Annotated in this window: 20 protein-coding genes and 1 pseudogene; 7 read left to right on the top strand and 14 right to left on the bottom strand. The window is 70.5% G+C overall.

Translation table 11 applies throughout. The features are described from left to right. Positions 1 to 17: 17 nt before the first annotated feature. From ACZ4YY_RS34215 to ACZ4YY_RS34195, 5 genes are all read right to left on the bottom strand, one after another. Positions 18 to 851 carry a carbohydrate ABC transporter permease gene (locus ACZ4YY_RS34215; protein WP_468298861.1) on the bottom strand — a complete coding sequence of 278 codons (834 nt, stop codon included), beginning with the start codon at positions 849 to 851 and terminating at the stop codon, positions 18 to 20. Continuing rightward, positions 848 to 1,837: a carbohydrate ABC transporter permease gene (locus tag ACZ4YY_RS34210; RefSeq protein ID WP_468298860.1), complete on the bottom strand. Its 990-nt coding sequence runs from the start codon at positions 1,835 to 1,837 to the stop codon at positions 848 to 850. The genes ACZ4YY_RS34215 and ACZ4YY_RS34210 overlap by 4 nt, the downstream gene beginning before the upstream one ends. Positions 1,838 to 1,868: 31 nt before the next feature. Then, positions 1,869 to 3,119, bottom strand: coding sequence for a sugar ABC transporter substrate-binding protein (locus ACZ4YY_RS34205; protein ID WP_468298859.1), 1,251 nt, complete (start codon positions 3,117 to 3,119; stop codon positions 1,869 to 1,871). Positions 3,120 to 3,245: 126 nt separating this feature from the next. After that, a complete protein-coding gene (locus ACZ4YY_RS34200) occupies positions 3,246 to 4,292 on the bottom strand; it encodes a LacI family DNA-binding transcriptional regulator (RefSeq protein ID WP_468298858.1) in 1,047 nt (348 codons plus the stop codon). A 399-nt stretch (positions 4,293 to 4,691) separates the two neighbouring features. Next, positions 4,692 to 4,889, bottom strand: a complete 198-nt coding sequence (locus tag ACZ4YY_RS34195; RefSeq protein ID WP_468298889.1) for a hypothetical protein — start codon at positions 4,887 to 4,889, stop codon at positions 4,692 to 4,694. Between ACZ4YY_RS34195 and ACZ4YY_RS34190 the strand changes: the two are divergent. From ACZ4YY_RS34190 to ACZ4YY_RS34175, 4 genes and pseudogenes are all read left to right on the top strand, one after another. After that, a pseudogene (locus ACZ4YY_RS34190) lies at positions 4,885 to 5,149 on the top strand (IS110 family transposase); the annotation flags it as partial. The gene ACZ4YY_RS34195 and the pseudogene ACZ4YY_RS34190 overlap by 5 nt on opposite strands. A 28-nt stretch (positions 5,150 to 5,177) precedes the next feature. Next, complete coding sequence (locus ACZ4YY_RS34185) at positions 5,178 to 5,864, top strand: phosphotransferase family protein (RefSeq protein WP_468298857.1); 687 nt, start codon at positions 5,178 to 5,180, stop codon at positions 5,862 to 5,864. A 460-nt stretch (positions 5,865 to 6,324) separates the two neighbouring features. Next, positions 6,325 to 6,888 carry a cysteine hydrolase family protein gene (locus ACZ4YY_RS34180; RefSeq protein WP_468298856.1) on the top strand — a complete coding sequence of 188 codons (564 nt, stop codon included), beginning with the start codon at positions 6,325 to 6,327 and terminating at the stop codon, positions 6,886 to 6,888. Between the two features lie 625 nt (positions 6,889 to 7,513). Further along, positions 7,514 to 8,119 carry a dihydrofolate reductase family protein gene (locus tag ACZ4YY_RS34175; RefSeq protein WP_468298855.1) on the top strand — a complete coding sequence of 202 codons (606 nt, stop codon included), beginning with the start codon at positions 7,514 to 7,516 and terminating at the stop codon, positions 8,117 to 8,119. A gap of 511 nt (positions 8,120 to 8,630) precedes the next feature. Here the strand turns inward: ACZ4YY_RS34175 and ACZ4YY_RS34170 are convergent. From ACZ4YY_RS34170 to ACZ4YY_RS34160, 3 genes are read right to left on the bottom strand one after another with little or no spacing between them, the layout of a single operon-like run. Then, on the bottom strand, positions 8,631 to 9,467 hold the full coding sequence (locus ACZ4YY_RS34170) for an ABC-2 transporter permease (protein ID WP_468298854.1): 837 nt from the start codon (positions 9,465 to 9,467) through the stop codon (positions 8,631 to 8,633). Further along, positions 9,464 to 11,026, bottom strand: a complete 1,563-nt coding sequence (locus ACZ4YY_RS34165) for a DUF1349 domain-containing protein (protein WP_468298853.1) — start codon at positions 11,024 to 11,026, stop codon at positions 9,464 to 9,466. The genes ACZ4YY_RS34170 and ACZ4YY_RS34165 overlap by 4 nt, the downstream gene beginning before the upstream one ends. Beyond that, complete coding sequence (locus ACZ4YY_RS34160; protein WP_468298852.1) at positions 11,023 to 11,970, bottom strand: ABC transporter ATP-binding protein; 948 nt, start codon at positions 11,968 to 11,970, stop codon at positions 11,023 to 11,025. Before ACZ4YY_RS34160 ends, ACZ4YY_RS34165 begins: the two co-directional genes overlap by 4 nt. A gap of 124 nt (positions 11,971 to 12,094) precedes the next feature. Between ACZ4YY_RS34160 and ACZ4YY_RS34155 the strand changes: the two genes are divergently transcribed. The 3 genes from ACZ4YY_RS34155 to ACZ4YY_RS34145 all read left to right on the top strand — a co-directional run bounded on the left by ACZ4YY_RS34155 (position 12,095) and on the right by ACZ4YY_RS34145 (position 14,912). Beyond that, on the top strand, positions 12,095 to 13,348 hold the full coding sequence (locus ACZ4YY_RS34155) for a HAMP domain-containing sensor histidine kinase (RefSeq protein ID WP_468298851.1): 1,254 nt from the start codon (positions 12,095 to 12,097) through the stop codon (positions 13,346 to 13,348). Continuing rightward, positions 13,345 to 14,022 (top strand): response regulator transcription factor, encoded by a 678-nt coding sequence (locus tag ACZ4YY_RS34150; RefSeq protein ID WP_468298850.1) that lies wholly within the window; start codon positions 13,345 to 13,347, stop codon positions 14,020 to 14,022. Before ACZ4YY_RS34155 ends, ACZ4YY_RS34150 begins: the two co-directional genes overlap by 4 nt. 689 nt (positions 14,023 to 14,711) lie before the next feature. Beyond that, the gene (locus tag ACZ4YY_RS34145; protein WP_328556973.1) at positions 14,712 to 14,912 is read left to right on the top strand and encodes a type II toxin-antitoxin system VapB family antitoxin; all 201 of its coding nucleotides are present in this window, start codon (positions 14,712 to 14,714) and stop codon (positions 14,910 to 14,912) included. Between the two features lie 353 nt (positions 14,913 to 15,265). Here ACZ4YY_RS34145 and ACZ4YY_RS34140 read toward each other — a convergent pair whose 3' ends face one another. From ACZ4YY_RS34140 to ACZ4YY_RS34115, 6 genes are all read right to left on the bottom strand, one after another. Then, complete coding sequence (locus tag ACZ4YY_RS34140; RefSeq protein WP_468298849.1) at positions 15,266 to 16,609, bottom strand: MDR family MFS transporter; 1,344 nt, start codon at positions 16,607 to 16,609, stop codon at positions 15,266 to 15,268. Continuing rightward, positions 16,606 to 18,426, bottom strand: a complete 1,821-nt coding sequence (locus ACZ4YY_RS34135; protein WP_468298887.1) for an ABC transporter permease subunit — start codon at positions 18,424 to 18,426, stop codon at positions 16,606 to 16,608. Before ACZ4YY_RS34135 ends, ACZ4YY_RS34140 begins: the two co-directional genes overlap by 4 nt. Positions 18,427 to 18,515: 89 nt before the next feature. Next, positions 18,516 to 20,015 (bottom strand): ABC transporter substrate-binding protein, encoded by a 1,500-nt coding sequence (locus ACZ4YY_RS34130; RefSeq protein ID WP_468298848.1) that lies wholly within the window; start codon positions 20,013 to 20,015, stop codon positions 18,516 to 18,518. Positions 20,016 to 20,100: 85 nt separating this feature from the next. After that, positions 20,101 to 20,637 (bottom strand): GNAT family N-acetyltransferase, encoded by a 537-nt coding sequence (locus ACZ4YY_RS34125; RefSeq protein WP_468298847.1) that lies wholly within the window; start codon positions 20,635 to 20,637, stop codon positions 20,101 to 20,103. 66 nt (positions 20,638 to 20,703) lie between these two features. After that, entirely contained in the window at positions 20,704 to 20,892 is a 189-nt protein-coding gene (locus ACZ4YY_RS34120) for a hypothetical protein (RefSeq protein WP_468298846.1), read from the bottom strand. Between the two features lie 248 nt (positions 20,893 to 21,140). Next, on the bottom strand, positions 21,141 to 21,620 hold the full coding sequence (locus ACZ4YY_RS34115) for an RICIN domain-containing protein (protein WP_104782293.1): 480 nt from the start codon (positions 21,618 to 21,620) through the stop codon (positions 21,141 to 21,143). Positions 21,621 to 22,033: the final 413 nt, after the last annotated feature.

Genomic DNA, 22,033 nt, shown 5'->3' with positions numbered 1-22,033 from the left:
CGGGGGTCGTGTGGTGGTCAGTCCTTGACGGCTCCGGCCGTCACGCCGGCGGCCACGTAGCGCTGGGCGAGGACGAGGATCACCGTGGCGGGCAGCGAGGCCACGACGGCGGTGGCCATGATGGCGTTCCACTCCTGGTTGTTGTTGCCGATGTAGTGGTAGATGCCGAGGGTGATCGGCTCGTGGGCGCCTCCGTTGACCAGGGTGTTGGCGAAGACGAAGTCGGACCACGACCACAGGAACGCGAACAGCGACACGGTGACGACCGAGTTGCGGCTCATCGGCAGCACCACGGACCGGAAGGTGCGCAGTGGCCCGGCTCCGTCCATCTGCGCGGCCTGGAGCAGTTCGCCGGGGATGCCGGACATGAACGCGGTGAAGATCAGTACCGCGAAGGGGACGGCCAGGGTGGAGTCGGCGATGATCAGGCCGGAGACGGACTGGAGCAGGCCGAGCTGGAGGTAGATGGCGTAGAAGCCCATCGCCATGATGATGCCGGGGATCATCTGGGCCACCAGGAAGAGGAAACTGAGGACTCCGCCGCCGCGGGGCCGGAGTTTCGCCAGCGCGTATCCGGCGGGCGCCGCCAGCGCCACGGTCAGCGCGACCGTGCCGAGGCCGACGACGAGGCTGGTGCCCAGGTAGGGCAACTGCTGGTCGAACACGGCGCGGTAGCCGGACAGCGTGCCGTGCACGGGGAACAGGTCGGGCGGGGACTTGCGCATGTCCTGGTCGCGGGTGAAGGACACATTGAGCATCCAGTAGACCGGGAAGAGCATGACGGCGGTGAGTGCCAGGCCCAGGGCGGTCTTCCACCCCGTACCGCGGAACCGGCGCGGCAGGTCGTTCATGCCAGTGCCTGCTTTCTCTGGACCCTCAGGTACACCAGGCCGAAGACCAGGGCGGCGACCACGAGCAGGTTGCCGACGGCCGCGCCAGGGCCGAAGGCGGGCAGCAGGTTGCCGAAACCGAGCTGGTAGGACCAGGTGGCGAAGGTGGTGGACGAGTCCGCCGGGCCGCCCTTGGTCATGATCCAGATGATGTCGAAGACCTTGAGCGTGTAGACCAGCCCGAGCAGCAGGGTGATCGCGGACACGGGGCGCAGCAGCGGGAAGGTGATGCTCCAGAAGCGTCGCCAGACGCTCGCGCCGTCGAGGGCCGCCGCCTCGTACAGCGAGCCAGGGATCGACTGGAGGCCGCTGTAGAGCACGACCAGGTTGAACGGGACGCCGATCCAGATGTTCGCGATGATCACCGAGGTCAGCGACCAGTCCGGCGAGGTCAGCCAGTTCACCGGTCCGATGCCGAGGGCGTGCAAGGAGGCGTTGACGATGCCGGAGTCGCTGTTGAGCATCCACGACCAGGTCGAGGCCGACACGATCAGCGGAAGCAGCCACGGCACCAGGAACAGCGCCCGCAAGGTCGCCGACAGCCGGAAGTGCTGGTTGAAGAAGACCGCGAGGGCCAGGCCGATGGCGTACTGGAAGAACAGGCACACGGCGGTGAACACCACGGTGTGGGTCAGGGCCGGGCCGAAGGTCGGGTCGTCGAAGACCGTCCGGTAGTTCGCGAGGCCGGTGAACGGAGCGTCGCCCTGCACGAAGGAGCGGACGGTGTAGTGGCGCAGGCTCAGATCGAGGTTGCGGTAGAGCGGATAGGCGTAGAAGAGGACCAAGTAGAGGGTGACCGGGGCGAGGAAGGCCCAGGCGGCCCACTGCTGGGAGGTGGGGCGACGGCGTCGGGGCGCGGTGGGGCCCGGTGGCGGGGCGGCGACGGCCGCCGCCCCGTTCCCGTCACGCACCGGCCGGCGGTCCGGCAGTTGTGTCGTGCGCTTCATCGAAGACCCTGGGTCGGGGTTGCCTGACGGTTTACTTGGTGGCGGCGTCCTGCGCCGCGGAGAGCGCGTCCTCGGGCGACTTGGAGCCGCTGAGGGCGGACTGGACGGCCTTCCACAGCTGCTCGGAGATCTTCGGGTACTTGGTGCCGAGGTCGTCACTGGTGCGCCCCTTGGCGGCCTTGACCGCCTCCACCCAGGGCTTCAGCTCGGCGTTCGACGCCACCTGCTTGTCCTGGACCTCGCTGGTCGGGGCCACGTACGACAGGGTGGTGTCGGTGGCGTACAGGTTCTCGCTGCTGGTCAGGCAGGACACCAGCTTCTGGGAGGTGGCGTAGCGGCCCGTGTCGCCCTGGACCGGGATGGTGACGAACTCGCCGCCGGTCGGGGCCGCGGCACTGCCTCCGCCGGCGCCGGGTACGGGCAGGACGCCGTAGTCGAAGCCCGCCTTCTTCGCGTTGGCGAGCTGCCAGGTGCCGTTCTCGGCGAAGGCGTAGTCGCCGCTGGCGAACTCCTGCCAGCTGGTGGTCTGGGTGTTGTTGATGACCGAGTTGGGGGCGTACCCCTTCTTCAGCCAGTCGGTCCAGAGCTTCAGCGCGGAGACGCCCTCGGCAGAGTCGAGTTCGGTCAGCTTCGCGCCCGAACCCCAGAACCAGGGCAGGAACTGGAAGCTGCCTTCCTCCGTGCCGATGGCGGAGAAGGTGATGCCCTTCTTGCCGGCCTTCTTGACCTTGTCCAGGGCCGCCGTCAGCGACTTCCAGTCCTTGACCGAGGCGACGTCGACGCCGGCGTCCTTCAGGACCTTCTTGTTGTAGTAGAGGGCGAGGGTGTTGGCGCCGATCGGCGTGCCGTACGTCTTGCCGCCCGACTGGCCGGCCGCGAGCAGGTTCGGGTCCGCCTTCGAGGTGTCCAGCTTGTTGTCGTCGGTCGTGGTGAGCACGCCCGCCTCGGCCAGGGTCGACACCACCGGGTTGTCGACGATGAGCACGTCGGCGGAGTTGTCCTGCTGTGCCGCCAGCAGCGCCTTGTTCGCCAGGTCGCTGGTGTCGAAGGCGGTCCGCTTGATCTTCACGCCCGCCTTGGTGCCGCAGTCGTCCAGCAGCTTCGCCCAGGCCGAGGTCTTGTCGAACTGCGGGTACGGGTCCCAGATGGTGTACGTGCCGCTGTCCGCGCTCTTGGAGTCGGCGCTGCCCGAGTCGGAGCCGCAGGCGGTGGCACCGGCGGCCACGGTCAGGACGGTCAGGGCTGCGGCGGTCAGACGGCGGTGTCTGGAGAAGCGGTTCATTGAGGGTTCCCTTGTTCTGGACATGCGAGTGCCGAGGGCGCGGGGTGGAAAGGGCAGGCGGGCGCGGAGAAGGGCGTCCGCCGAGCAGTTCGGGCGTGGGGCAGGGGGTGGTGTGCGGGGAGGGGGTCAGAAGTCGGTGGCGGGCGTGTCGCCCGCGGTGGGCCTGGCGTGCGCGGGCCCTGTGCTCGCCCGCAGGGAGATCGGCGGCGCGAGGAGATGGTGCCGGGGCGGTGCGTCGGGATGGTCGAGCCGCTCCACCAGCAGTTCGACGGCGCGGCGGCCCATCTCCTCCGCCGGTACGTCGGCCGCGGTGAGCTGCGGGGTCACCGTCTCTGCCCACCGGCTGGCCACGACTCCGGTGACGGAGAAGTCGCGCGGTACGTGGCGGTCCGCCTGGGCGAGCCCCCGGTAGAGGCCACCGAGCGCGGCCTCGTTCAGTGTGACCAGGGCTGTGGTGGCCGGATCGTCGTGCAGGATCCGCTCCAGGCATGCCTGGCCGGAGGCGGCGTCGTCCCCGCAGCAGTAGGTCCGAACGGTCAGCCCGCGCTCGGCCGCGGCCTTGGTGAAGCCCTCCAGCCCCCGGTGGGCGGACTCGTAACCGGCCCGCAGAAGCTGTTCGGGCCGGTTGACGAGGGCGATCCGGCTGTGGCCGAGGTCCGCGAGGTGGTGGACGCACGCCGCCGCGAGTGCGGCGTGGTCCAGGCTGACCCACCAGCCGCCTTCCGGATGGGCGGTGCGGCCGATGGCGACGGAGGGGAAGCCCAGGGCGGCCAGGTGGTCGACCCGGTCGTCCTCCAGCCTGATCTCCATCAGGATCGCGCCGTCGACCCGCCGCTCGCCCAGCAGCCGCTGGAACGAGCGGTCGCTGTCCACGCCGCTCGGGGACAGCAGTACGTCGTAGTCCTGGGCCGCGGCGGCCTCCACCACGCTGCCGATGAAGTCCAGCTGCATCCCGGTGTAGTGGTTCCCGGCCGGCGGGAAGACCAGGCCGATCGTGCTGGTCCGGCCGTTGGCCAGGGCGCGGGCGCTGGCGTTCGGGCGGTAGCCCAGCTCGTCGATGACCTCCTGGATCTTCCGGCGCGTGTCGTCCGACACCGGGCGTTTGCCGCTCAGCGTGTACGAGACGGTGGAGCGCGAGACACCGGCCCGCTTGGCGATCTCACCAATGTTCACGGCGACTCCTTGGTCGAACCGATTCGATGTTCCGTGCAACGGAATCCTCGAATCGCGTAGGTGGTGAAGTGGGCACTCCGGCACTCGGGTGCTTCGGCACTTCGGTGGCAAGTCCACCGATCACCGGTCGTCGAACCGGTTCGGTGAAGCGAAGATAGGAACGACGCAGAGGGCTGTCAACGCCTGCGGCGGAACTTCTCGAAACTATCCCGTAACCGGGTGTTCTGCGGACTCCGCTCGCGTCAGAGGTGTTGCTGAGAGCTTTCCTCGCTGCTAAGTTCCTGCGAACCGGTTCGACGCCACCTGTGATGCGGAGCCTCTTGGCCACAAGGCCTACGGCGGCTCCTTCGAGGACACAGATCTGGCTGACCGTCGTTGCGCAGTACTCGCACGACACCGTCAGGCGCCGTCGCCGGGCAGCGGCGGCACCGTCTCCTTCCACCGCTCGGGGTGCAGCCGGTGGCAGCCGGCGGGGCACCGGTATTCCTGGACGTCCTCTCGTTGCGGGAAGGGTGACCGGGCGCTGAGGACCAGGTACACCAACTCTGTGGTGGGCGTGTGGCAGAGAGCGCAGGCGATTCCGGCTCTGGTCGGCAAGAAACGCTTCGTCGGCCGCTGCTTCGTCAAGAACACCCGCCTGATGCACGCGGGCTTCCTCTGGGCCTTCTCAGCCTCCAGGCCTCACCCGGAGCGAACGCCCACTGCCGGCGCCGACGCGAGCACGGCGACTGGCACAACGCCGCCCAGCGCCACCTGCTCAACCGCTTCCTCGGCCAACTCCACCGCTGCCTCCAGGCCCGGCAGCCCTTCGACGAAGCCCGGGCCTCGCACCACTCCTCTCGTCCGCGACCGGGTAGGCAGCCAGGAGTGACCGGAGGACCGCAGGTGGTTGATGATCTGTGGATGCGTCCCTTGAAGCACGGCTACACAAACAGCACCCTTAGCGACGGGGCCGTCGTGGAAAAGACCTATGAAGGACCCGACGCCGACCTCAGACTGCGTCGCGAGCACACTCTGCTGACCCGACTCCACGACCAGTTGCCAGTGCCGCCCGTGCGCGCAGCGACCACGGCCACCCTGACGCTCGGCTTCATGGCAGGTGTCCCGGGCCAGGAACTCCTGGAAGCTCAGCCCGCGGCGGTGCTGGCGAGCTGCGGAGAACTGCTGCGTCGTATCCACATGGTCGCGCCCGACGTGCTGACCGCAGGCAGGAACGAGGCCGGCGAGGTCTTGGTGCACGGAGACTTCGGGCCCCACAATGTGCTGCTCAACCCCGACACCTTTGAAGTGACCGCCATAGTCGATTGGGAGTTCGCCCACCTCGGAGCTCCCGTCGAAGACCTTGCATGGTGCGAGTGGATCGTGCGGATGCATCACCCCGGATGCGTCCACGCCCTCGACCACCTCTTCCGAGCCTACGGCGGGCAAGTGCCCACCTGGGCGGACCGCAGGGCCGCCATGCTGGCCAGATGCGAACAACTGCGCCAGTTCTGCGACCGCTGGGAGGCGGGCGGTGAGGGCATGAGGCAGTGGAAGGAACGCATCGCAGTGACAGCAAGCTGGAGTGAATAGTCCGGCAGCCGGGCCGCGAGCGATCGCGAAACACACACCGCCGCGGCCAGCTCTTAGCCCCCGGTGGCCGTCCCCGACCTCCTCGGCCGGGGGCATCCGCCTGCTCGGCACCAACCAGGGCGACGCCGATCCGCAGCGCTTCCTGCCCCGGCTGATCGGCCTGCACCGGGAGGGGAGGGGCGCCTCCCGTTCGACCGGCTGATCCGCCGGTCACCCTTCGAGAAGATCAACGAAGCCGCGGCGGCCGCCATGCCGTCCTGACGGCCCCGAACCTCCGGGCTCCCACAGGCGAGCACGGCGCGCTCGACCGCAGCACCTCCGTTGTCCTGCAGGACAAGAACTGACACCGGTCATGGGCGCACTGCGGCGCGACGCTGACGGGGATCTGCGGGAACCCCCGCCCACGGCTCGGCTGATCCACCAGACTTGCTCCTGTTCTTCCACGGAGAAGGGACGGAGCATGGGGAACAGTGCGCTTCTGGTGATGGACGTCCAACGGGACATCGTGGCTATCGCCGACGACGGTTCCGGATATCTGCCGCGCCTGCGCCAGGCGATCGACGGAGCCCGGGCTGCAGGCATCCCCGTGATCTACGTGGTGATCGGGTTACGGCCGGGCGATCCGGGAGTCAGCCCCCGCAACAAGGTGATGACAGACATCGTACGGGCCGGCCTTTTCACCGAGGGGCAGCCCGGCACCGAGATCCATGACGACGTCGCCCCCCAGCAGGGCGACGTCGTGGTGACCAAGAGACGGGGGAGTGCCTTCTCGGGCAGCGACCTCGACTTGGTACTCAGGGCTCGCGATATCGACAGCCTTGTCCTCACCGGCATCGCCACCAGCGCTGTAGTGCTGTCCACTCTGTGGCACGCCATCGACCTGGACTTCGGCCTCACCGTCCTGGCGGACGCCTGCCTCGACACCGACCCCGAGGTGCACACGATGCTTACCGAAAAGCTGTTCCCGCAGTGGGCAGAGGTCCTCGCCGTCGAGGACTGGCTCAAAGCCATCGCACCGCAATAGCGGAAGGCCGTCCTCGCGTGCGAGGCAAGCCGGCATCGCCTCCCGCCGGCCGGGGGAGGTCGGTCGACGGAGTTGCCGGGCCTGGGTGAGGGAAGCGGCTCGGGCCAGCGTAGAAGCGGTCCACATGCCGCGGTGCGAGCTGCCACGCGGTCAACGTTGAGCACCCGTTGCCCCCTTTGGGTTCGCCTCGGCGGTCAGCCATACAAGTCCGTCGACACTTGGGACCGCTTCCGGTGGCCTCCGCATGCGCTGGGAACCTTGGATGTGTCAGCTCAGAGCAGCCGGGGCGAGGCGGATGGTGTTCGACTGCTTCCGCAGGCGTATGGGCTGGGGATCGTACAGGGCGGCTTGAAGTTCCGGGATCGCGTAGATCGTCGAGGCCGTTCGCGGATGGCGCTGAGCTGGTGCTTTGACAGAACTCGAACCGCCGTTCCCAATGGCGTGGAGACCATTGCCCGACTGCGTGCATAGCACAATCATGAAGGGTTCCGGGCCCTCCGAAGCAGTGCCGTTCCCGCCTGACCGGCTGCAGCGTCATGGGTTTCTCGTTACTCCACAGCGCGGCCGATGAGTTTGTGGCTCCCGGCCGGTCCAAACTCGTGACACCCCAGGAAAGGACACCGCCATGTCGGAGCTTCTCGTCGACTTCATCACCTCCCTCGACGGCCACGCATCGGGAGAGGGATGGCCCGGGTTCTGGGGCCTCGAGGGCCCGGAGTACCTCGCATGGCTCGGCGAGCAGCCCGAGGCCACGTACCTGATGGGAGCGAACACCTACCGCCTGATGTCGGGCTTCGCCGCAGGCGAGGTCCCGAAGGGCCAAGACGAGCTCAGGCCCGAAGAAGAGGCGTCCGTCGACGAGCTCACGCAAGCGTCCAAGGTGGTGTTCTCCTCCTCACTCGAGGAGCCGCTGACGTGGGCCAACTCCACGCTCGTCCGCGATGACGCCGTCGAGGCGGTCCGCGCCATGAAGTCGAGTGGCCCGGGGCTCCTCAGCACGATCGGCAGCCTCAGCCTGTGCCGGTCCCTGCTACGAGCCGGACTCGTCGACCGCTTCCGGGTCGTGATGTTTCCGGTGATCACCGGGGCCACGGGCGCAGAACGCATCTACGACGGCTATCCGGACGTTGCCCTCGAGATGATCGAGCACCGCACCTTCGACAGCCGCATCCAGCTGGTCGAGTACAAGCCCCGCGTGCTCGAGCACCCGCCGCTCGGCGTTCCTGCGTGACGTCGCCTCGTCCGCCGGTCCGGACGGCCGCCAGGCCGGCGCCGGCGGGCGCGGAGCAAGACCTGACAGGGGGCGAACGGCCAACGTCAGGACGACGCCCGGTCCATCGTCGCTGTGCGGCGGGGGTTGACGCCGCAGCAGAACAGGCACGGAGCCAGTGATCATGTCGGTGTCGAAGCCAGCTGATCACGAAGAGGCCCCGTGCCTGCCCGCTCATCTTCGCCCATCCTTGCCGTCCTGACCGAACTGGGTCCGCTCGACGAGCCCTTCTCCAGGATCAGGGGTCAAGGCCCCACGGGACGCGCTCCGGGCTCCGGGCAGGGGGAGGCTCAAGGGTGCGTGCACCTGGAAGACGACGCGCTGGGGTCGCCCGCCTTCGGCACCGTCCGTGCCCGCCCCGCCGGTGCTCCACGACACGTTCACGCAGACCCGCCCGGCGTCGCTCCCGGTCGACCGGATCGTTGACCGTGACAGGCCCGAAGCCACCGTGCTCGCGGACGGCTCGATTCGGCTACGCGTCGCGCCTGTGCAGCAGCAGGCTGCCGACCAGCAGCGCGGCCGCGGCCCACGTGGCGAGCACGCCCAGACCGGCCCATGGGCCGATGGGCAGCTCGTGCAGATGGACGGTGGCTTGGACCGCGAGCCCGGCGGTCATGGGCGAGAACTGCTGGAGGCGGCGCTGCCACTCCGGGTCGTTGACCACCTGGGTGACGACCGGAAGCAGGTAGAGCAGCCCGAGCACGATCCCGATGGCGCTCGCCGCCTCCCGTACCGTCGTCGCCACGCCGAGGCCGATCAGGGCGATCAGGACGAGGTAGAGAACCGAGCCCACGGCCGCGCGCAGGGTCGGGCCGTCGGCCAGGGACAGCGGGGCATATCCGTGCGCCTCGGTGAATCCGTTGCCGGGCAGGATGGAGCGGCCGGCGAGGAGGGAGGCCAGGACGGCAGCCGTCCCGGAGGCCAGGACGACCGTGGTGAGGACCGTCGCCTTGGCGGTGAGGACGGTGAGCCGGTTCGGCACTGCCATGAGCGTGGTGCGCATCATCCCGGTGCCGTACTCGCCACTGACGGCCAGCACCGCGAAGACGGCGATGACCGCCTGCCCGACGGTGACGCCGGTCAGGGCGAGCTTGACGGCATCCTGGCCGCACCCTGCGTCCGGGCACTTCACGGCCTTGGCGGTGCCGCAGCCGACGGCCACGGTCAGCACGACGGCGAGCAGGAGCAACCTGCCCGTTCCCCCTGCCGTGCGCAGCTTCGTCCACTCCGCGTGCAGGGCGCGCCCGAAGTCCCCTCGCCACGCGCCGTCCGCCGTGCTCGTGACTCGTGCACCGCTCAGAAGACTCATACGTCCCTCCCGCGCAGCCGCACCAAGGCCAGACCGAAGGCGAGCGCGGCGTATCCGCACAGCACGGCGAGGCCGGCCCATGGCGCCAGCGGGTAGTAGCCGGTCGACGGCTCGTACACACTGAGCACCTGCGCGTACCGCGGCAGGGTCTGCTGGATGGCGAAGCCCGCAGCCGGGGTCACCCGCAGCAGCCACTCCGAGACGCCTGGGGGCAGTACGCCGGAGGTGGCTAGCAGGAAGGGCAGCACGATCGACGCGATGACCAGGGCGACCGCAGTGCCGCTGCGCCGCAGCAGGGCACCGACGCCGAGGGCGAGCACGGCGGCGGCCGCGCAGAGCAGGCCGGTGCCGGCCATGACGCGCACTTCGGTCGCCGACGTGGCGGGGAAGACATGGAAGCCCCTGCCGAGCGCGCTGCGTTCCCCGATGGGAAGGGTGATCGCGGCGGCCACCAGGCCCATGGCGAACGCGACGCCCCCGGCCACCAGCGCCTTGGCACCGAGCACCCGGCCCCGCAGGGGAGTTGCCGCCATCGTCGTACGCAGCAGACCGCGCCGGTACTCGCCCGTGATGAACACCGTGCCCACCGCGATCACCACGATCAGCCCGGCGAAGGTGCCGACGAGGAAGTTCTCGACGGAGAAGCCAACGCCCATGACGGGCCCGCCGACGACCGGTGCGATGTCACCGGCCCCGGTCACGGTGAACCCGCCGCCGTCGGTCTGGGTGAAGCCGCCCTTGGTGGTGTTCGTGTAGCTGCCGGAGGTGCCCGCGTCCCCGCCCACCTGTGTGCCGCGCCATGCCCCCCGGGACCAGTCGCCGGTGAGGGCGGGGCGGCCGAAGGTGCCGGTGGCCACGGCGGGGCTGAAGCCCGCGCCCGCCGCGGTGTCCTGCTTCGCCTGCGGTGACGTCGCGAAGAGCCCGGCCTGCACGGTGCGCGCAAGCCCCGGCAGCTTCGCATGGCCGACCTTGGTCCAGTGGGAGCCGTCGGCGGAGGTGGAACCGGTGAGACTGTCACCGGAGCGGACCAGGCGCAGCCAGCGCGGGGACTCCCGGGAGACCTTGCCGGAAGGGCCCGCCGTGTCGTGCGTGTAGTCGTACTGCATGCGTACGCCGTGGCCGCCGGTGGCCATGACCGCCGCGTACGGGGATCCCTGGGTGAGGCTTTCCTTCACGATGATCCCGGCTTTCGCCCAGGGCTGGGCGCCCTGGGCCGTCTTGCCGGCCCCGGTGGCGGCCACGCCGGTCAGCGACCGCAGGGGAACGGTGAGGGTGCCGTCGTCGGTGAGCGTCTTGTGGACGAAGTAGAAGCTGTCGTTGACGGCCTCGCCGCCGGGGCCCTTCGGGTACGAGGCGGAGTCGGCGCCGCGACCGCCGGGGGCGGGGGCGGCCGTGCCGAGCAGGCCGACCACGATCGTCACCAGGAGTGCCCCCGCCATGGCGAGGACCCAGCCGCGTACCGTACGGAACTTCGTCCACTCGGCGTGCAGCGTCCTGAGGAACCCGCCCCGCTCAGCGCGCCTCGCGGCCGGGGGGCGAGGGGTGAGGGTGGCGGTCATCGCGTCGCCTCCCCTGCCGGGATGCCCCGGTACTCCACCGCGTCCCGGGTGAGCTCCATGTACGCCTCTTCGAGCGTCGCCCGGTGCGCGGACACCTGGGAGAACGGCACCCCGTTCCGGGCGAGCAGGGCCACGATCTCCTCGTCGGGCAGGCCCGTGACGCCGAGGGTGTCGGGGCCGGTGGCCAGAACGGTGGCGCCCGCGCCGTGCAGAACCTGGGCGGCGCGTGCGGGCGCGGGGGTACGCAGGGTGACCCGGCCGCCGGACGTCTCGGCGAGCAGCTCGGACACGCCGGCGTCCGCGAGGACCCGGCCGCGACCGATCACCACGAGATGGTCCGCGGTGTCTTCGAGTTCGCTCATCAGGTGACTGGAGACCAGGACGGCGCGGCCCTGCCGGGCCAGCTCCGCCAGGAAGCTGCGCATCCACACGATGCCGTCGGGGTCGAGGCCGTTGAACGGCTCGTCCAGCATGACCACCGGCGGGTCACCGAGCAGCGCCGCCGCGATCCCCAGGCGCTGGCGCATGCCCAGCGAGAAGCCGCCGGCCTTGCGCCGGGCCGCCGAGCCCAGGCCGGCCTGTTCGATGACCTCGTCCACGCGCCGCGCCGGCACACCCTGCGAGTGGGCCAGCCACAGCAGGTGGTGACGGGCGGTGCGGCTCGGCTGCAACGCGGAGGCGTCGAGCAGTGCCCCCAGATGCCGGAGCGGGCGACGCAGGGTGCGGTACGGCACCCCTCCGACCAGGGCCTTTCCCTCCTCAGCCGCGTCAAGGCCCAGGATCACGCGCATGGTGGTGGACTTGCCCGCGCCGTTCGGGCCGACGAAGCCGGTCACCCGTCCCGGCCGCACGGTGAACGTCATTCCGTCCAGAGCCAATTGTGGCCCGAAGCGTTTACGCAGACCGATGACCTCGATCGTCGCCTTCGTACTCTCATCGCTCATGGGCCCACCCTGTGACGGAGCGAGTTACAGGGGCCGAACGGCCACTGTCATCTCGCTGTTAGGCGCCTCGGCTTAGCCTGGCCTGGTACATGTCCTGGTGCGGTGGCGAGAGGGGAGCATGCGGATGAAATGGGGTGCGCCCCGACGGTTCGCGGGCCTGACCGCCCGGCTCGGCCTGCGCCGTGGCACTGCCCGCACCCGCTTCACCGCCTGGTACGTGACTCTGTTCCTGCTGTCGGGAACGGCGCTGCTGGCCATCGCGGCCGTGGTGGCATCCGGCGGATCGCGCTCCAGCCAGACCGCCCCCGATGGCGGCCCCGATCAACCCGCCACGACGGCACACGCCCAGGGCCGCATCGACGAGCTGGAGCAACAGCTGGCCCGGGCGCACGACACCCAGTCCCGGCAGATCCTGATCGGCTCCGCCATCGCCCTCGGCGTCATGGCGGTGATCTCGGTCGGGCTCGGCTGGTTCGTCGCCGGCCGGGTGCTGCGCCCGCTGCGCATGATGACAGCGGCCACCCGCCGGATCACCGCCGACAGCCTGCACGAACGCCTGGCCATCGGCGGCCCCGGCGACGAGGTGACAGACCTCGCCGACACCATCGACGACCTCCTCGGCCGCCTGGAGGGCTCCTTCGACGCCCAGCGCCTCTTCGTCGCCAACGCCTCCCACGAGCTGCGCACCCCGCTCACCACGATGCGGGCCTCCCTGGACGTGGCCCTCGCCAAGCCGGGCCCGGTACCCGAGACCACGGCCACGCTGGCCGCCCGGATGCGCGCCGAACTCGACCAGGTGGACCGGCTGCTGGAGAGCTTCCTCGTCCTGGCTCGCACCCAGCACGGCGAGTTCACCGACTCGGCGCGCCTCACCCTCGGCCGGCTCGCGCTGACCGCCCTGGCCGGACGGGCAAAGGACATCGCGGCCAAGGGCCTGACGGTGCGTGAGAACCGGATCGACGACCGCGCGTGGGTGTGGGGCAGCCGGACGCTGCTGCGCCGCGCGGTCGACAACGTGGTCGACAACGCGATCGCGCACAACGACCCCGAGGGCTGGATCAGTGTCGCGGTACGGGCCGAAGGAGACGACGCAGGCGCAGTGTCCCTCGTCATCGAGTCCAGCGGACCGGTCCTCGACCAGCGGCGGGTGGCGGACCTCGCGCAGCCCTTCCGCCGCCTCGGCGCCGACCGGACCGGCACCGGCCGGGGCAGCGGTCTCGGCCTCTCCATCGTCGCGGCCATCACCCAGGCCCACCACGGCACCCTGGACCTGCGCGCCCGCCCCGACGGCGGCCTGCGCGTCACCATCACCCTCCCCCGTACGGACGGCAGGGCGACGGCGGAAGCCCCCGACACAGAGACGAGCGTGGCGCGTTGAGAGTCCTGGTGGTCGAGGACGCCCGCGCTCTCGCCGAAGTCATCGCCGAGGGACTGCGCGACCAGGGCATCGCTGTGGACGTGGCCCACGACGGGCTCGACGCCGCGGCCAAACTGGACGTCAACGCGTACGACGTCGTCGTGCTCGACCGCGACCTGCCAGGCATCCACGGCGACACCCTCTGCCAGATGATCACCGAACGGGACAGTCGCGTGATGGTCCTCATGCTGACCGCCGCCGACTCACCCGGGGACCGCGTCAGCGGCCTGACCCTGGGCGCCGACGACTACCTCGCCAAGCCCTTCCACTTTCCCGAACTCGTCCTGCGCATCCGCGCCCTGGCCCGCCGCCGCCCTGCCGCCCGCTCCCGCACCCTGAGTGCGGCGGGCATCGAACTCGACCCGATGCGCCGCATCGCCAGCCGCGACGGCCGTCAACTCGACCTCTCCGTCAAGGAATTCGCGGTACTCGAAGCCCTCCTGAACGCGAGCCCCGCCTTCCTCAGCACGGAGAACCTCCTCGAACAGGTCTGGGACGAACACGCCGACCCGTTCACCAACACCGTCACGGTGACCATCAGCCGCCTGCGCCGCAAACTTGGCGACCCCCCGGTCATCGCCACCACACCCGGGGTGGGGTATCGGATCATCGACCCAGCCGTCCCGCCCGACTGAGCAGCCGCCAGGGGCCGGCGGCACGCGAACGGAGGCCGGGCTGATGCGGCGGGTCTGGTGGGCAAGGGCGGCGAGGTTGTCCTCGGTGACGTGCACCCGACTCCAGTCCTCTGCGCAGCCGACTTCGGAGACTGACACACGCGGTTACGCTCACAAACGGTTCCTTTGCCCGAGCACGATCGACAACGGTCCGCCGAACCCCACTGATCCCGGACCGGTTCTCGCCCTGCCCACCGACGAGCCCTCGATCCACGTCACCCGCTCCCGCCCGGGACGACTCGTCCGCCGGCCATTCCTCGAACAACCCGAACGCGGGGCCGCTACCAGAAACGGACTTGACGCCCTCCAACGCCACCGGAACGAGGGAGTTCCCGTGCATCGCCCGACCCTGACACGCAGCCTGCACCGTCTTGGCGCCCTCACGGCAGCCGCACTCGCGGTCACTGTCGCCACCGCGGGGCCGGCCGCGGCCCACGCGGAGGTCGAGGCGGAGGGCGCCGCGGGCTCTCGATCAGAACGTCGCCCTGACCTTCTCCGCGGAGTCGCCAGTCCGCCTCCGCCGGAATCACCAAGCGAGTGCCGTATCAAGCAGACGTTCGCCCTGTTGTTGTCCTGTGCCACGAACCGCAGCGGCAACGAGTCACCGCTGTGCGGCTGTTAGAGTCCCGGACTGACGGAGGGAGCCGCTTGTGGCCAAGGTCAACATCAGCCTCGATGCCGAACTGGTGGTGGAAGTGATGGTCCTGGCGGGGGTCGGCTCTCCCCAGGACGCCGTCGAAGCGGTCGTGCGTGACTACATCGCCCGGGGACACCGCACCGAGGCACGCACCGAACTCAAAGAGCAGAGTCTGCGCGAGGTCGAGGTCAAACCGCAGGATCCGCAGGGCTGACCACTGTGAGCGTGTGACGTCGCTCCAGCTCCGTTGGCACGCGTCCAAGCTCGGGGACAGGGCAGTTGCGGAGCATGAGCTCCGCCCAGGACGCTGTCCTCGCCCGCTCGGCGGGGCAATCCGCCACGCCGACGAACGGCGCCTGCGGGCCGTGGTCGACAGGGCGAACGTTGCCTGATGCGGCACTAGAACCGATCCTGCCCAAGGACGTCACCCCCGGCGACATCACCTGCAAGGAAGGCCCGGACGGCTGGGAGCTCGCCCCCACCAGCGGGGGTTACACCGTTTCGGGACCGAAGCCCGCCGTGGGGGAGGACGCCGAATACATCGTCACCGTACGGCAGCTGCCCCCATTACGAGCGTGCCGCCGTGGTGACCGAACGCCTCGTCCGGGTTCGGCTGGGGTGGCGCGGCACCAGCGCCACCGCCAGCGCCGGAACCATGGCCAGGAGCAGCCAGGGAACGGCGGCCGGGAGACCCAGGTCGAGCAGAAGGCCGGTGGCTGCGCTGCCGATGAGGACGATCAGGCCGCTGACCGAGGACAGAGCACCGGTGTACAGGCCGAGTCGGCCGTCCTCGGCGAGGTCGGGCACCCAGGCGCGGGCGGCGGGGACGACGAGCATCTGGCCGAGGGTGAGCAAGATGACGTATCCCGCGGCGGGCAGCAGCCCGGCAACCCCTGTCCAGTGGGCAGGGCGTGCGGCGGCCACGACCGCGAAGCCGGCGGCGATGAGCAGCAGCCCGGCGGTCATGGAGCGGCGCAGGTCGAGCCGGTCGCCCGCCCAGCGGGAGACCGGAAGCTGCGCGAAAACGACCAGCAGTGAGGAGAGGGCGAACAGCCAGGACAGCGGAGCCTGGGAGCCCGCCGCGCGCTGTACCTCGTCCGGGAGGGCGAGGTAGAGCTGGTTGTAGGCGAGCAAGTAGGTCCCGTACGCGCAGCACAGGGCGAGGAAAGGGCGGTTGCGCAGCAGCACCCGCACCCCGGCCTGCCCCCGGGTGCGGACCCTGCCGGGGATGTGCTGCGGCATCAGCCACGCGTGTCCGGCCAGAACCAGGACGAAGACCCCCGCCCCGGCGAGGCAGGTGGTGCGGAAGTCCACGGCGAGCAGCAGCGCGCCGAGCAGCGGGCCGACGAAGGCACCGGCCTGGCCCGCCACGGTGAACAGGGCCAGGACCCGGGTGCGCGGCCCGTGGCCCTCCTCCTCCCAGACCACCGCCTGGCGGGCCACCTCGGACTCAACGGCGGGGGAGAACAGTGCGGCGGCGAAACCGATCACCAGCACCGCGCCGATCACGGCCCAGGTCGCCTCCGCGTACCCCAGCCAGGCGAACCCGGTGATCCGCAGCACGCAACCGGCCAGGACGACGGGGCGTACGCCGTACCGGTCGACGAGCCAGCCGCCGACCACGAACAGGCCCTGCTGGCTGAGGGTGCGCAGACCGAGGACGAAGCCGACCAGCCAGCCCGCCATGCCGATCGCGGTGCCGAGGTGCTCGGCGAGGAACGGCAGGACGGCGTAGAAACCGATGTTGAAGGCGGCCTGGGTGATGATCAGCAGCCGCAGCAGCGGTGACAGTTCCTTCCAGAGTTTCCAGGTCCGTTCGCGCGGGGCTGCGGGCGCGCGGCCTCGGGGTGTCCCGTTCTTGGGGGTGCGGGCGGCTCGGCGGGTCAGGGCGCGGGAGATGAGATCTGTCATGGGGTTTCTGAGGCTGAGGCTGAGGCGGGGACAGGGGTCAGGAGGGCGTCGGGGCGGTTCGGCTGTCGTTCCGGCTCGGGCACGGCCCTGTCGGCCTCGCCGGGTGCTCCGGAGGGGCTCCCCGGCCGCTTCCGTCGCCGGGGCAGTCGTATGCCGCCCGCGGAGGTCACCGCGAGCGCCCCCAGCAGGGCGAGGACGGCGGCCGGGAAGAGGACGGCCCACGGCGCGCGCTCGGCGTAGGGCTGGTTCTCGGCGAGCAGCAGGCCCCACTCGGGGGACGGCGGCTGGGAGCCCAGGCCGAGGAAGCCGAGGGCGGCCAGGGACAGGGCGATGCCGGGCAGCCGAAGCAGGGCGTGCCGGGTGACCGGCGGCAGCACGGCGGGCAGCAGTTCGTGCCAGAGGAGATACCAGCGTCCGGCGCCGAGGGCCCGGGTGGCGGTCAAGTGGGCGGTGGCCCGCTCCTGTTGCAGGAGGGCGGAGGTGTGGGTGGCCAGCGGTGACCAGGCGACGACGGCCACCGCGAACGCCGGGGTCCACGGGCCGCTGCCGGCAATGCCGGTGACGAGGAGGCCGGCCAGCACGGCCGGTACGGCGTTGACCGTGTCGACGAGCGGGGCGGACAGCCGGGGCAGCAGTCCCAGCAGCACACCGGCCGCAAGTGCGACGACACTCACCGCGACGGCGATGGCGAGGGTGTCCAGCGCCCCGTGCGCGATGCGGGCCAGCAGGTCCCGGCCGAGCGCGTCGGTGCCGAAGGGGTGCGCGGCGGACGGGGCCTGGAGCCGGGCGTCGGTGTGCAGGGCGAGTGGGTTGCGCGGCAGGCCGAGGCCGATGACTGCGAGGAGCAGCGCCCCGTACAGCAGGGGCAGGATCCGGGGCGCGGGCGGGGTGGGCCGGTGCAGGGAGTGCAGGGCGCCGTCGCGCAGCGCCGGCCCGATCAGCCACCGGGCCGCGAGCCGGGCGAGGAGCCCGGCGGCCGCAGCGAGGAGCACCAGGGCGAGCGTGCCGGTCTGCAGCACGGGCAGGTCCTGGGCGAGGGCGGCCTGCAGCGTGAGCCGGCCGAGCCCCGGGATGTCGAAGATCTGCTCGACGGCGACCGATCCGCCGGTCAGACCGACCACGAACAGCCCCAGATTGGGCAGCAGTCCGGGCACACACCGGCGCAGGGCCTGCCGGGCCACGGACTTGGGCGGTACGCCGCGCGCGGCGGCGGCCAGCGCCCACGGCTCGGCGAACGCGCAGGGCAGCAGGTCGTCCAGCATCCGCCCGAGCACGGCTCCGGCGGGCAGGCCCAGGGCGAGCGAGGGCAGTACCATCCACTGCGGCCCGTACCAGCCCAGCGCCGGCAGCCAGCCCAGCTGCACGCCGATCACCGAGGCCAGCACGGAGGCGAGGAGGAACTCGGGCAGTGCGGCCAGGACGGCCGTCGCGGTACCTCCGGGGGTGCGGTCGCCGAGGCGTCGCCGGGAGCCGAGCCGCAGGGTGCGCGCACACACCGCCGCTGCCGTGGCGACGGCGACCACGAGGGCCCCGGCCATCAGCATCAGGGAGACACCGAGGGCCTGCGCGGCGGCGGGCAGCACCTCGCCGCCGGAGACCCACGACGTGCCCGCATGTGCGTGCAGCAGCCCGCCCAGCCAGCGCCCGAGCAGCGGCAACGGGCCGTCGCCCAGGCCGAGCTGGTCCCGGATGGCCCGCAGCGTCTCGGGCGTCGGGTCCCGCTCGGCCGACCGGGCTCTGAGCACGGTCAGCGCGGGATCGGTGCGCGACAGCCACGGCAGCAGACCGATCCCGCACACCAGGGCGGCCGTGAGCACGGCCCGCCACAGCAGCGCCGGGCCGCCGCCGCGCGCGAGGGCGCGCAGGGCGGCACCGATACCGCCGGTCACAGTGGCGTTCGAGCTGTTCAGCGCCGGGTCCCCGTCCCGATGAGGGAGCGCTCGTACGGGTCGAGCAGCGCGCCCTGCACGGACTTGGCGATGCCCGTGACCAGCTTCAGATGCACCAGCGGGATCACCGCGTCCGTGCCGAGGATGGCGGCCTCCGCCTTCAGCGCGGCGTCCTGCCGCTTGGCGGTGTCGGACTCGGCCTGGGCGGCGGCGACGAGCTTGTCCACGCTCTTGTCGCACAGGAACGACAGGTTGTTGGAGCCGTCGCAGGTGTAGTCGCTGCCCAGGACGGTGACCGGGTCGCCGGTGTCCAGCATCATGTTGCGGCCGTAGACGACGGCGTCGAACTTCCCGGCCATCATGTCGCCTTCGAGGCGTGCGTAGGTACGCACCTCCAGCTTCACCTTGAAACCGGCCTTCTGCAGCTGCTGCTGGAGGATCTGGGCTACCTCCGGCATCTCGGGCCGGTCGGTGTAGGTGGCGATGGTGATGCTCTTGCCCCTGGGGTCGGTCGCCTTCGCCCGCCCGGTCGGCTCGGTCCGCTTGCCGGACGCCCAGGGCAGGGCCGGCCCGTAGAGGCCCTGGGCGGGCACGGCGTACCCCTCGTAGGCGCTTTGGGCGACGACCGAGGTGTCGATCGCCTCGCGTGCGGCGGCCCGCAGCCCTGCTTCCGTGAAGGCGCCGGACTTGGTGTTGAGGTACAGGCTGGTGTTGCGGGCGGTGTTGGCCTCGTGGACGGTGCCCTTGTCCAGGGAGGCGACCTGGGCGACGGGGAGCGACTCGGCGATGTCCACGTCACCGGTGCGCAGGGCGTTGGCGCGCGCGGTGCCGTCCGAGACGAACTTCGCGTCGATGCCGGACGCCTGGGAGCGTCCGCCCCAGTAGTCGTCGTACCGGTCCAGGGTGGCCGCCGTGTCGCCAGTGATCTTGGTGAGTTCGAAGGGGCCGGTGGCGGTACCGACCACGTTCACCGTGCCGTCCTTCTTGTACGCCTTGGGGGCGAATACCGCCAGGGACGGGTTGGACAGCCGCAGCGGCAGTACGGGGTCGGCCTCGGCGGTGTCGACACGGACCTGGTTCTCGCCGACGGCCTCGGCGGTGAGCTTCACGCCGGAGATCGCGGAGGGGGCCGGGTCGGCCTTGCCGACGGCGGTGAGGGCTGCCGCGACGGCTTTCGCGGTGACGGCCTCGCCGTCCTGGAACTTCGCCTCCCGCAGGGTGAACACCCAGCTCTTGCCGCCGCTCTCGCTGCTCCACGACTCGGCGAGCGCGGGGGCCGCTGTGCCGTTGGCGTCCAGCTTGGTCAGCCCCTCGGTGACGCCCAGCCGGGACAGGAGCATGGCGTCCTGCCCGAACGGCGAGTAGTTCTCGGTGGGAGCGAAGGCGAGCGCAACGCGCAGGCGTGCGCCGTCGGCGGAGCCCGGGGCCGACGAGTCGTCGCCGGAGGAGGCGAAGCAGCCCGTGAGCAGGGGGGTGAGCAGCAGGCCGGCTATCAGCCGACGGCGGGGAGTTCTCATGGCCCTCGTCGTTCTGTGGTGTGGTTCTGTGTGCGGTCTTTGCAGGTCCGGCACGGGACGCAGAGTATATGAATATCGTTTTCGTTTAAACAACGGGGATCTCGAAGTGCACGACGTCGCTCCCGCCGCCGGGCGCTTCCTCCCGCTCATCGAGGACAACCTTGCCCAGGGCCTGCCACAGGCCCATCGCGCCGGGTGAGTGCGGATACGTATGGAGATACGCCTGCCGGTAGCCGCCGTCCGCCCTCGCGAACTCCAGCAGGTGGTGCACGAGTTGCCGGGCCAGCCCGCGCCGCCGGTGCTCGGGGCGCACGTAGACCCGTCGCAATTGCGCGGTTTTGCCCGAGGGATACCGCTCGGCCAGCCACCGCGGGTTCGGCGGATGGGCCGGCCCCCGTGCGTCCAGCGCGGCCGTGGCTGCAACCGTGCCGTCCCGCTCGTCGACCGCGACCAGCAGGGTGTGCCGTGGCGGTGCGAGATAGAACGCCTCCGGGTCGATGATGTCGGCGTGCCAGCGCGGCACGTACCCGGTGCCGAAGTCGCGGTACACGGCGTCGAGCATCACGACCCGCGCCCCGTCGAGGTCCGCTGCTGTGGCTTCCCTGATGCTGTAGTCACGCATTTGCGCATCATATGCAGGAGCTGCCACCCACCTTGTGGGCGGGCGGTATTGGGCTGGAGCCCTTGGTCAGCGCGGGCGACCCGGCCAGGAACTGGTCCGCTCACCGAAGGACGTCATGGCAATTGGCCCGACGCCCGGCGCTACGCCGCCGCAGATGACGTTGCCGGCGAATGGGACACGACGGTCCGGCACCTTCGTGCCCGGCACCGCGTCGTCGCTGTCGACCAGCGCGGCCACGGCGCCGGCGAACGGCACCTCCGCCACTGCACACGCGCCGCGTACGTCGCGGACGTCGTCGCCGGAATCTGGACCGCCTCGGCCGGAGGCCAGCCGCTGAGTTTGCGGGCCCTGACAGGACTGCAGAGCGATGCCGGCGCCGCCAGCCGCGGGTGACCGCCGTTGCATCGCCGTCGTAGGCTGATGCTTGGCGGCCACCCGCTGATGGCCCGGCACGCTTCAGGCAGCACTCCCCGCGGTGGGGTGGCGAGCGTGCTCGTTCGGAGTCATCCCTGGTCCTCTGAGGAGGGGTAGATCCGCCACAGCTGGGAGAGGTTCGGTCCGCCCCACATGCGGGTCAGGCCTACCAGCCGGTCGTTGCCCTGGAGGTGGTCGGCGATGGCCAGGGCGTAGCGTGGGTGCACGACCGAGACCATGTAGAAGTCGTTGCCGCGCTCCGCGTGGGAGACCAGCCGCCAGTGCTGGTTGAGGCTGTCGGTGCGTTCACGAAGTGTCACGATGTCGGGCGGGTTGGCCCCTGCGGTGAGGCAGCGGTGGTTGGCGTACGACTCGATGCGCACGGTTCCGTCGGCGTTCTGCCGCAGGAACCACCGGTGCGAGTTGTTGTCCTTGGCGAATGGGTCTTGTGCCCAGGTCTGGGTGTGGTTGCCGACACCGTCGTGCCAGTCGTTGCACATGAAGTAGGTACCGGTGACGTGGTGGGTCATCGTCACCGATCCGCCCGCGAGCAGGAGGAGGTCGCTCAAGTCAGTGCTCCTCAGCCTCGAGTGTTTTTCACAGGAGCGGATGCCCCTGCAACTCAGCGTAGGCAGCCAGCTGTTGTTGCAGAGCGTGGCGAACCGGTCGTTTGCCGAGGCCACAGCCTGTCTGGACGGTCTCGAACGGATGGACGGCGGCACTCGGTCCACCTAACCGAGCGTCACCCACAGGTACCGCACCCAGCGCAACGGTGCGGCAGAGCACCGCTCGATTCGAACGGGAAAGGTGCACACCTTGCGGCAGGGGAGAGCAGCAAGAACGAGAAACTGACAGCCGTCCCGACGAGGCGCTGTCTCATACGGTTGGATGACGAGACCGGCTGGGCCTTCGTCGGACTCGGCCCAAGATTCACGATGCCCTTCTCGGACGTCGCCAGCGGCGACCGCGGCGCGGAGATCCG

It is taken from the genome of Streptomyces sp. NPDC030143 (assembly GCF_055573695.1).
The sequence above is the reverse complement of the archived record's forward strand: the minus strand, read 5'-3'. Positions and strand labels throughout refer to the sequence as shown.

Bases quoted from the DNA above. Each gene is read 5' to 3' on its own strand.
- ACZ4YY_RS34155 (WP_468298851.1), top strand. From the start codon at position 12,095: ATGAAATGGGGTGCGCCCCGACGGTTCGCGGGCCTGACCGCCCGGCTC.
- ACZ4YY_RS34140 (WP_468298849.1), bottom strand. From the start codon at position 16,609: ATGACAGATCTCATCTCCCGCGCCCTGACCCGCCGAGCCGCCCGCACC.
- ACZ4YY_RS34170 (WP_468298854.1), bottom strand. From the start codon at position 9,467: ATGAGTCTTCTGAGCGGTGCACGAGTCACGAGCACGGCGGACGGCGCG.
- ACZ4YY_RS34210 (WP_468298860.1), bottom strand. From the start codon at position 1,837: ATGAAGCGCACGACACAACTGCCGGACCGCCGGCCGGTGCGTGACGGG.
- ACZ4YY_RS34125 (WP_468298847.1), bottom strand. From the start codon at position 20,637: ATGCGTGACTACAGCATCAGGGAAGCCACAGCAGCGGACCTCGACGGG.
- ACZ4YY_RS34175 (WP_468298855.1), top strand. From the start codon at position 7,514: ATGTCGGAGCTTCTCGTCGACTTCATCACCTCCCTCGACGGCCACGCA.
- ACZ4YY_RS34165 (WP_468298853.1), bottom strand. From the start codon at position 11,026: ATGACCGCCACCCTCACCCCTCGCCCCCCGGCCGCGAGGCGCGCTGAG.
- ACZ4YY_RS34130 (WP_468298848.1), bottom strand. From the start codon at position 20,015: ATGAGAACTCCCCGCCGTCGGCTGATAGCCGGCCTGCTGCTCACCCCC.
- ACZ4YY_RS34180 (WP_468298856.1), top strand. From the start codon at position 6,325: ATGGGGAACAGTGCGCTTCTGGTGATGGACGTCCAACGGGACATCGTG.
- ACZ4YY_RS34160 (WP_468298852.1), bottom strand. From the start codon at position 11,970: ATGAGCGATGAGAGTACGAAGGCGACGATCGAGGTCATCGGTCTGCGT.
- ACZ4YY_RS34205 (WP_468298859.1), bottom strand. From the start codon at position 3,119: ATGAACCGCTTCTCCAGACACCGCCGTCTGACCGCCGCAGCCCTGACC.
- ACZ4YY_RS34215 (WP_468298861.1), bottom strand. From the start codon at position 851: ATGAACGACCTGCCGCGCCGGTTCCGCGGTACGGGGTGGAAGACCGCC.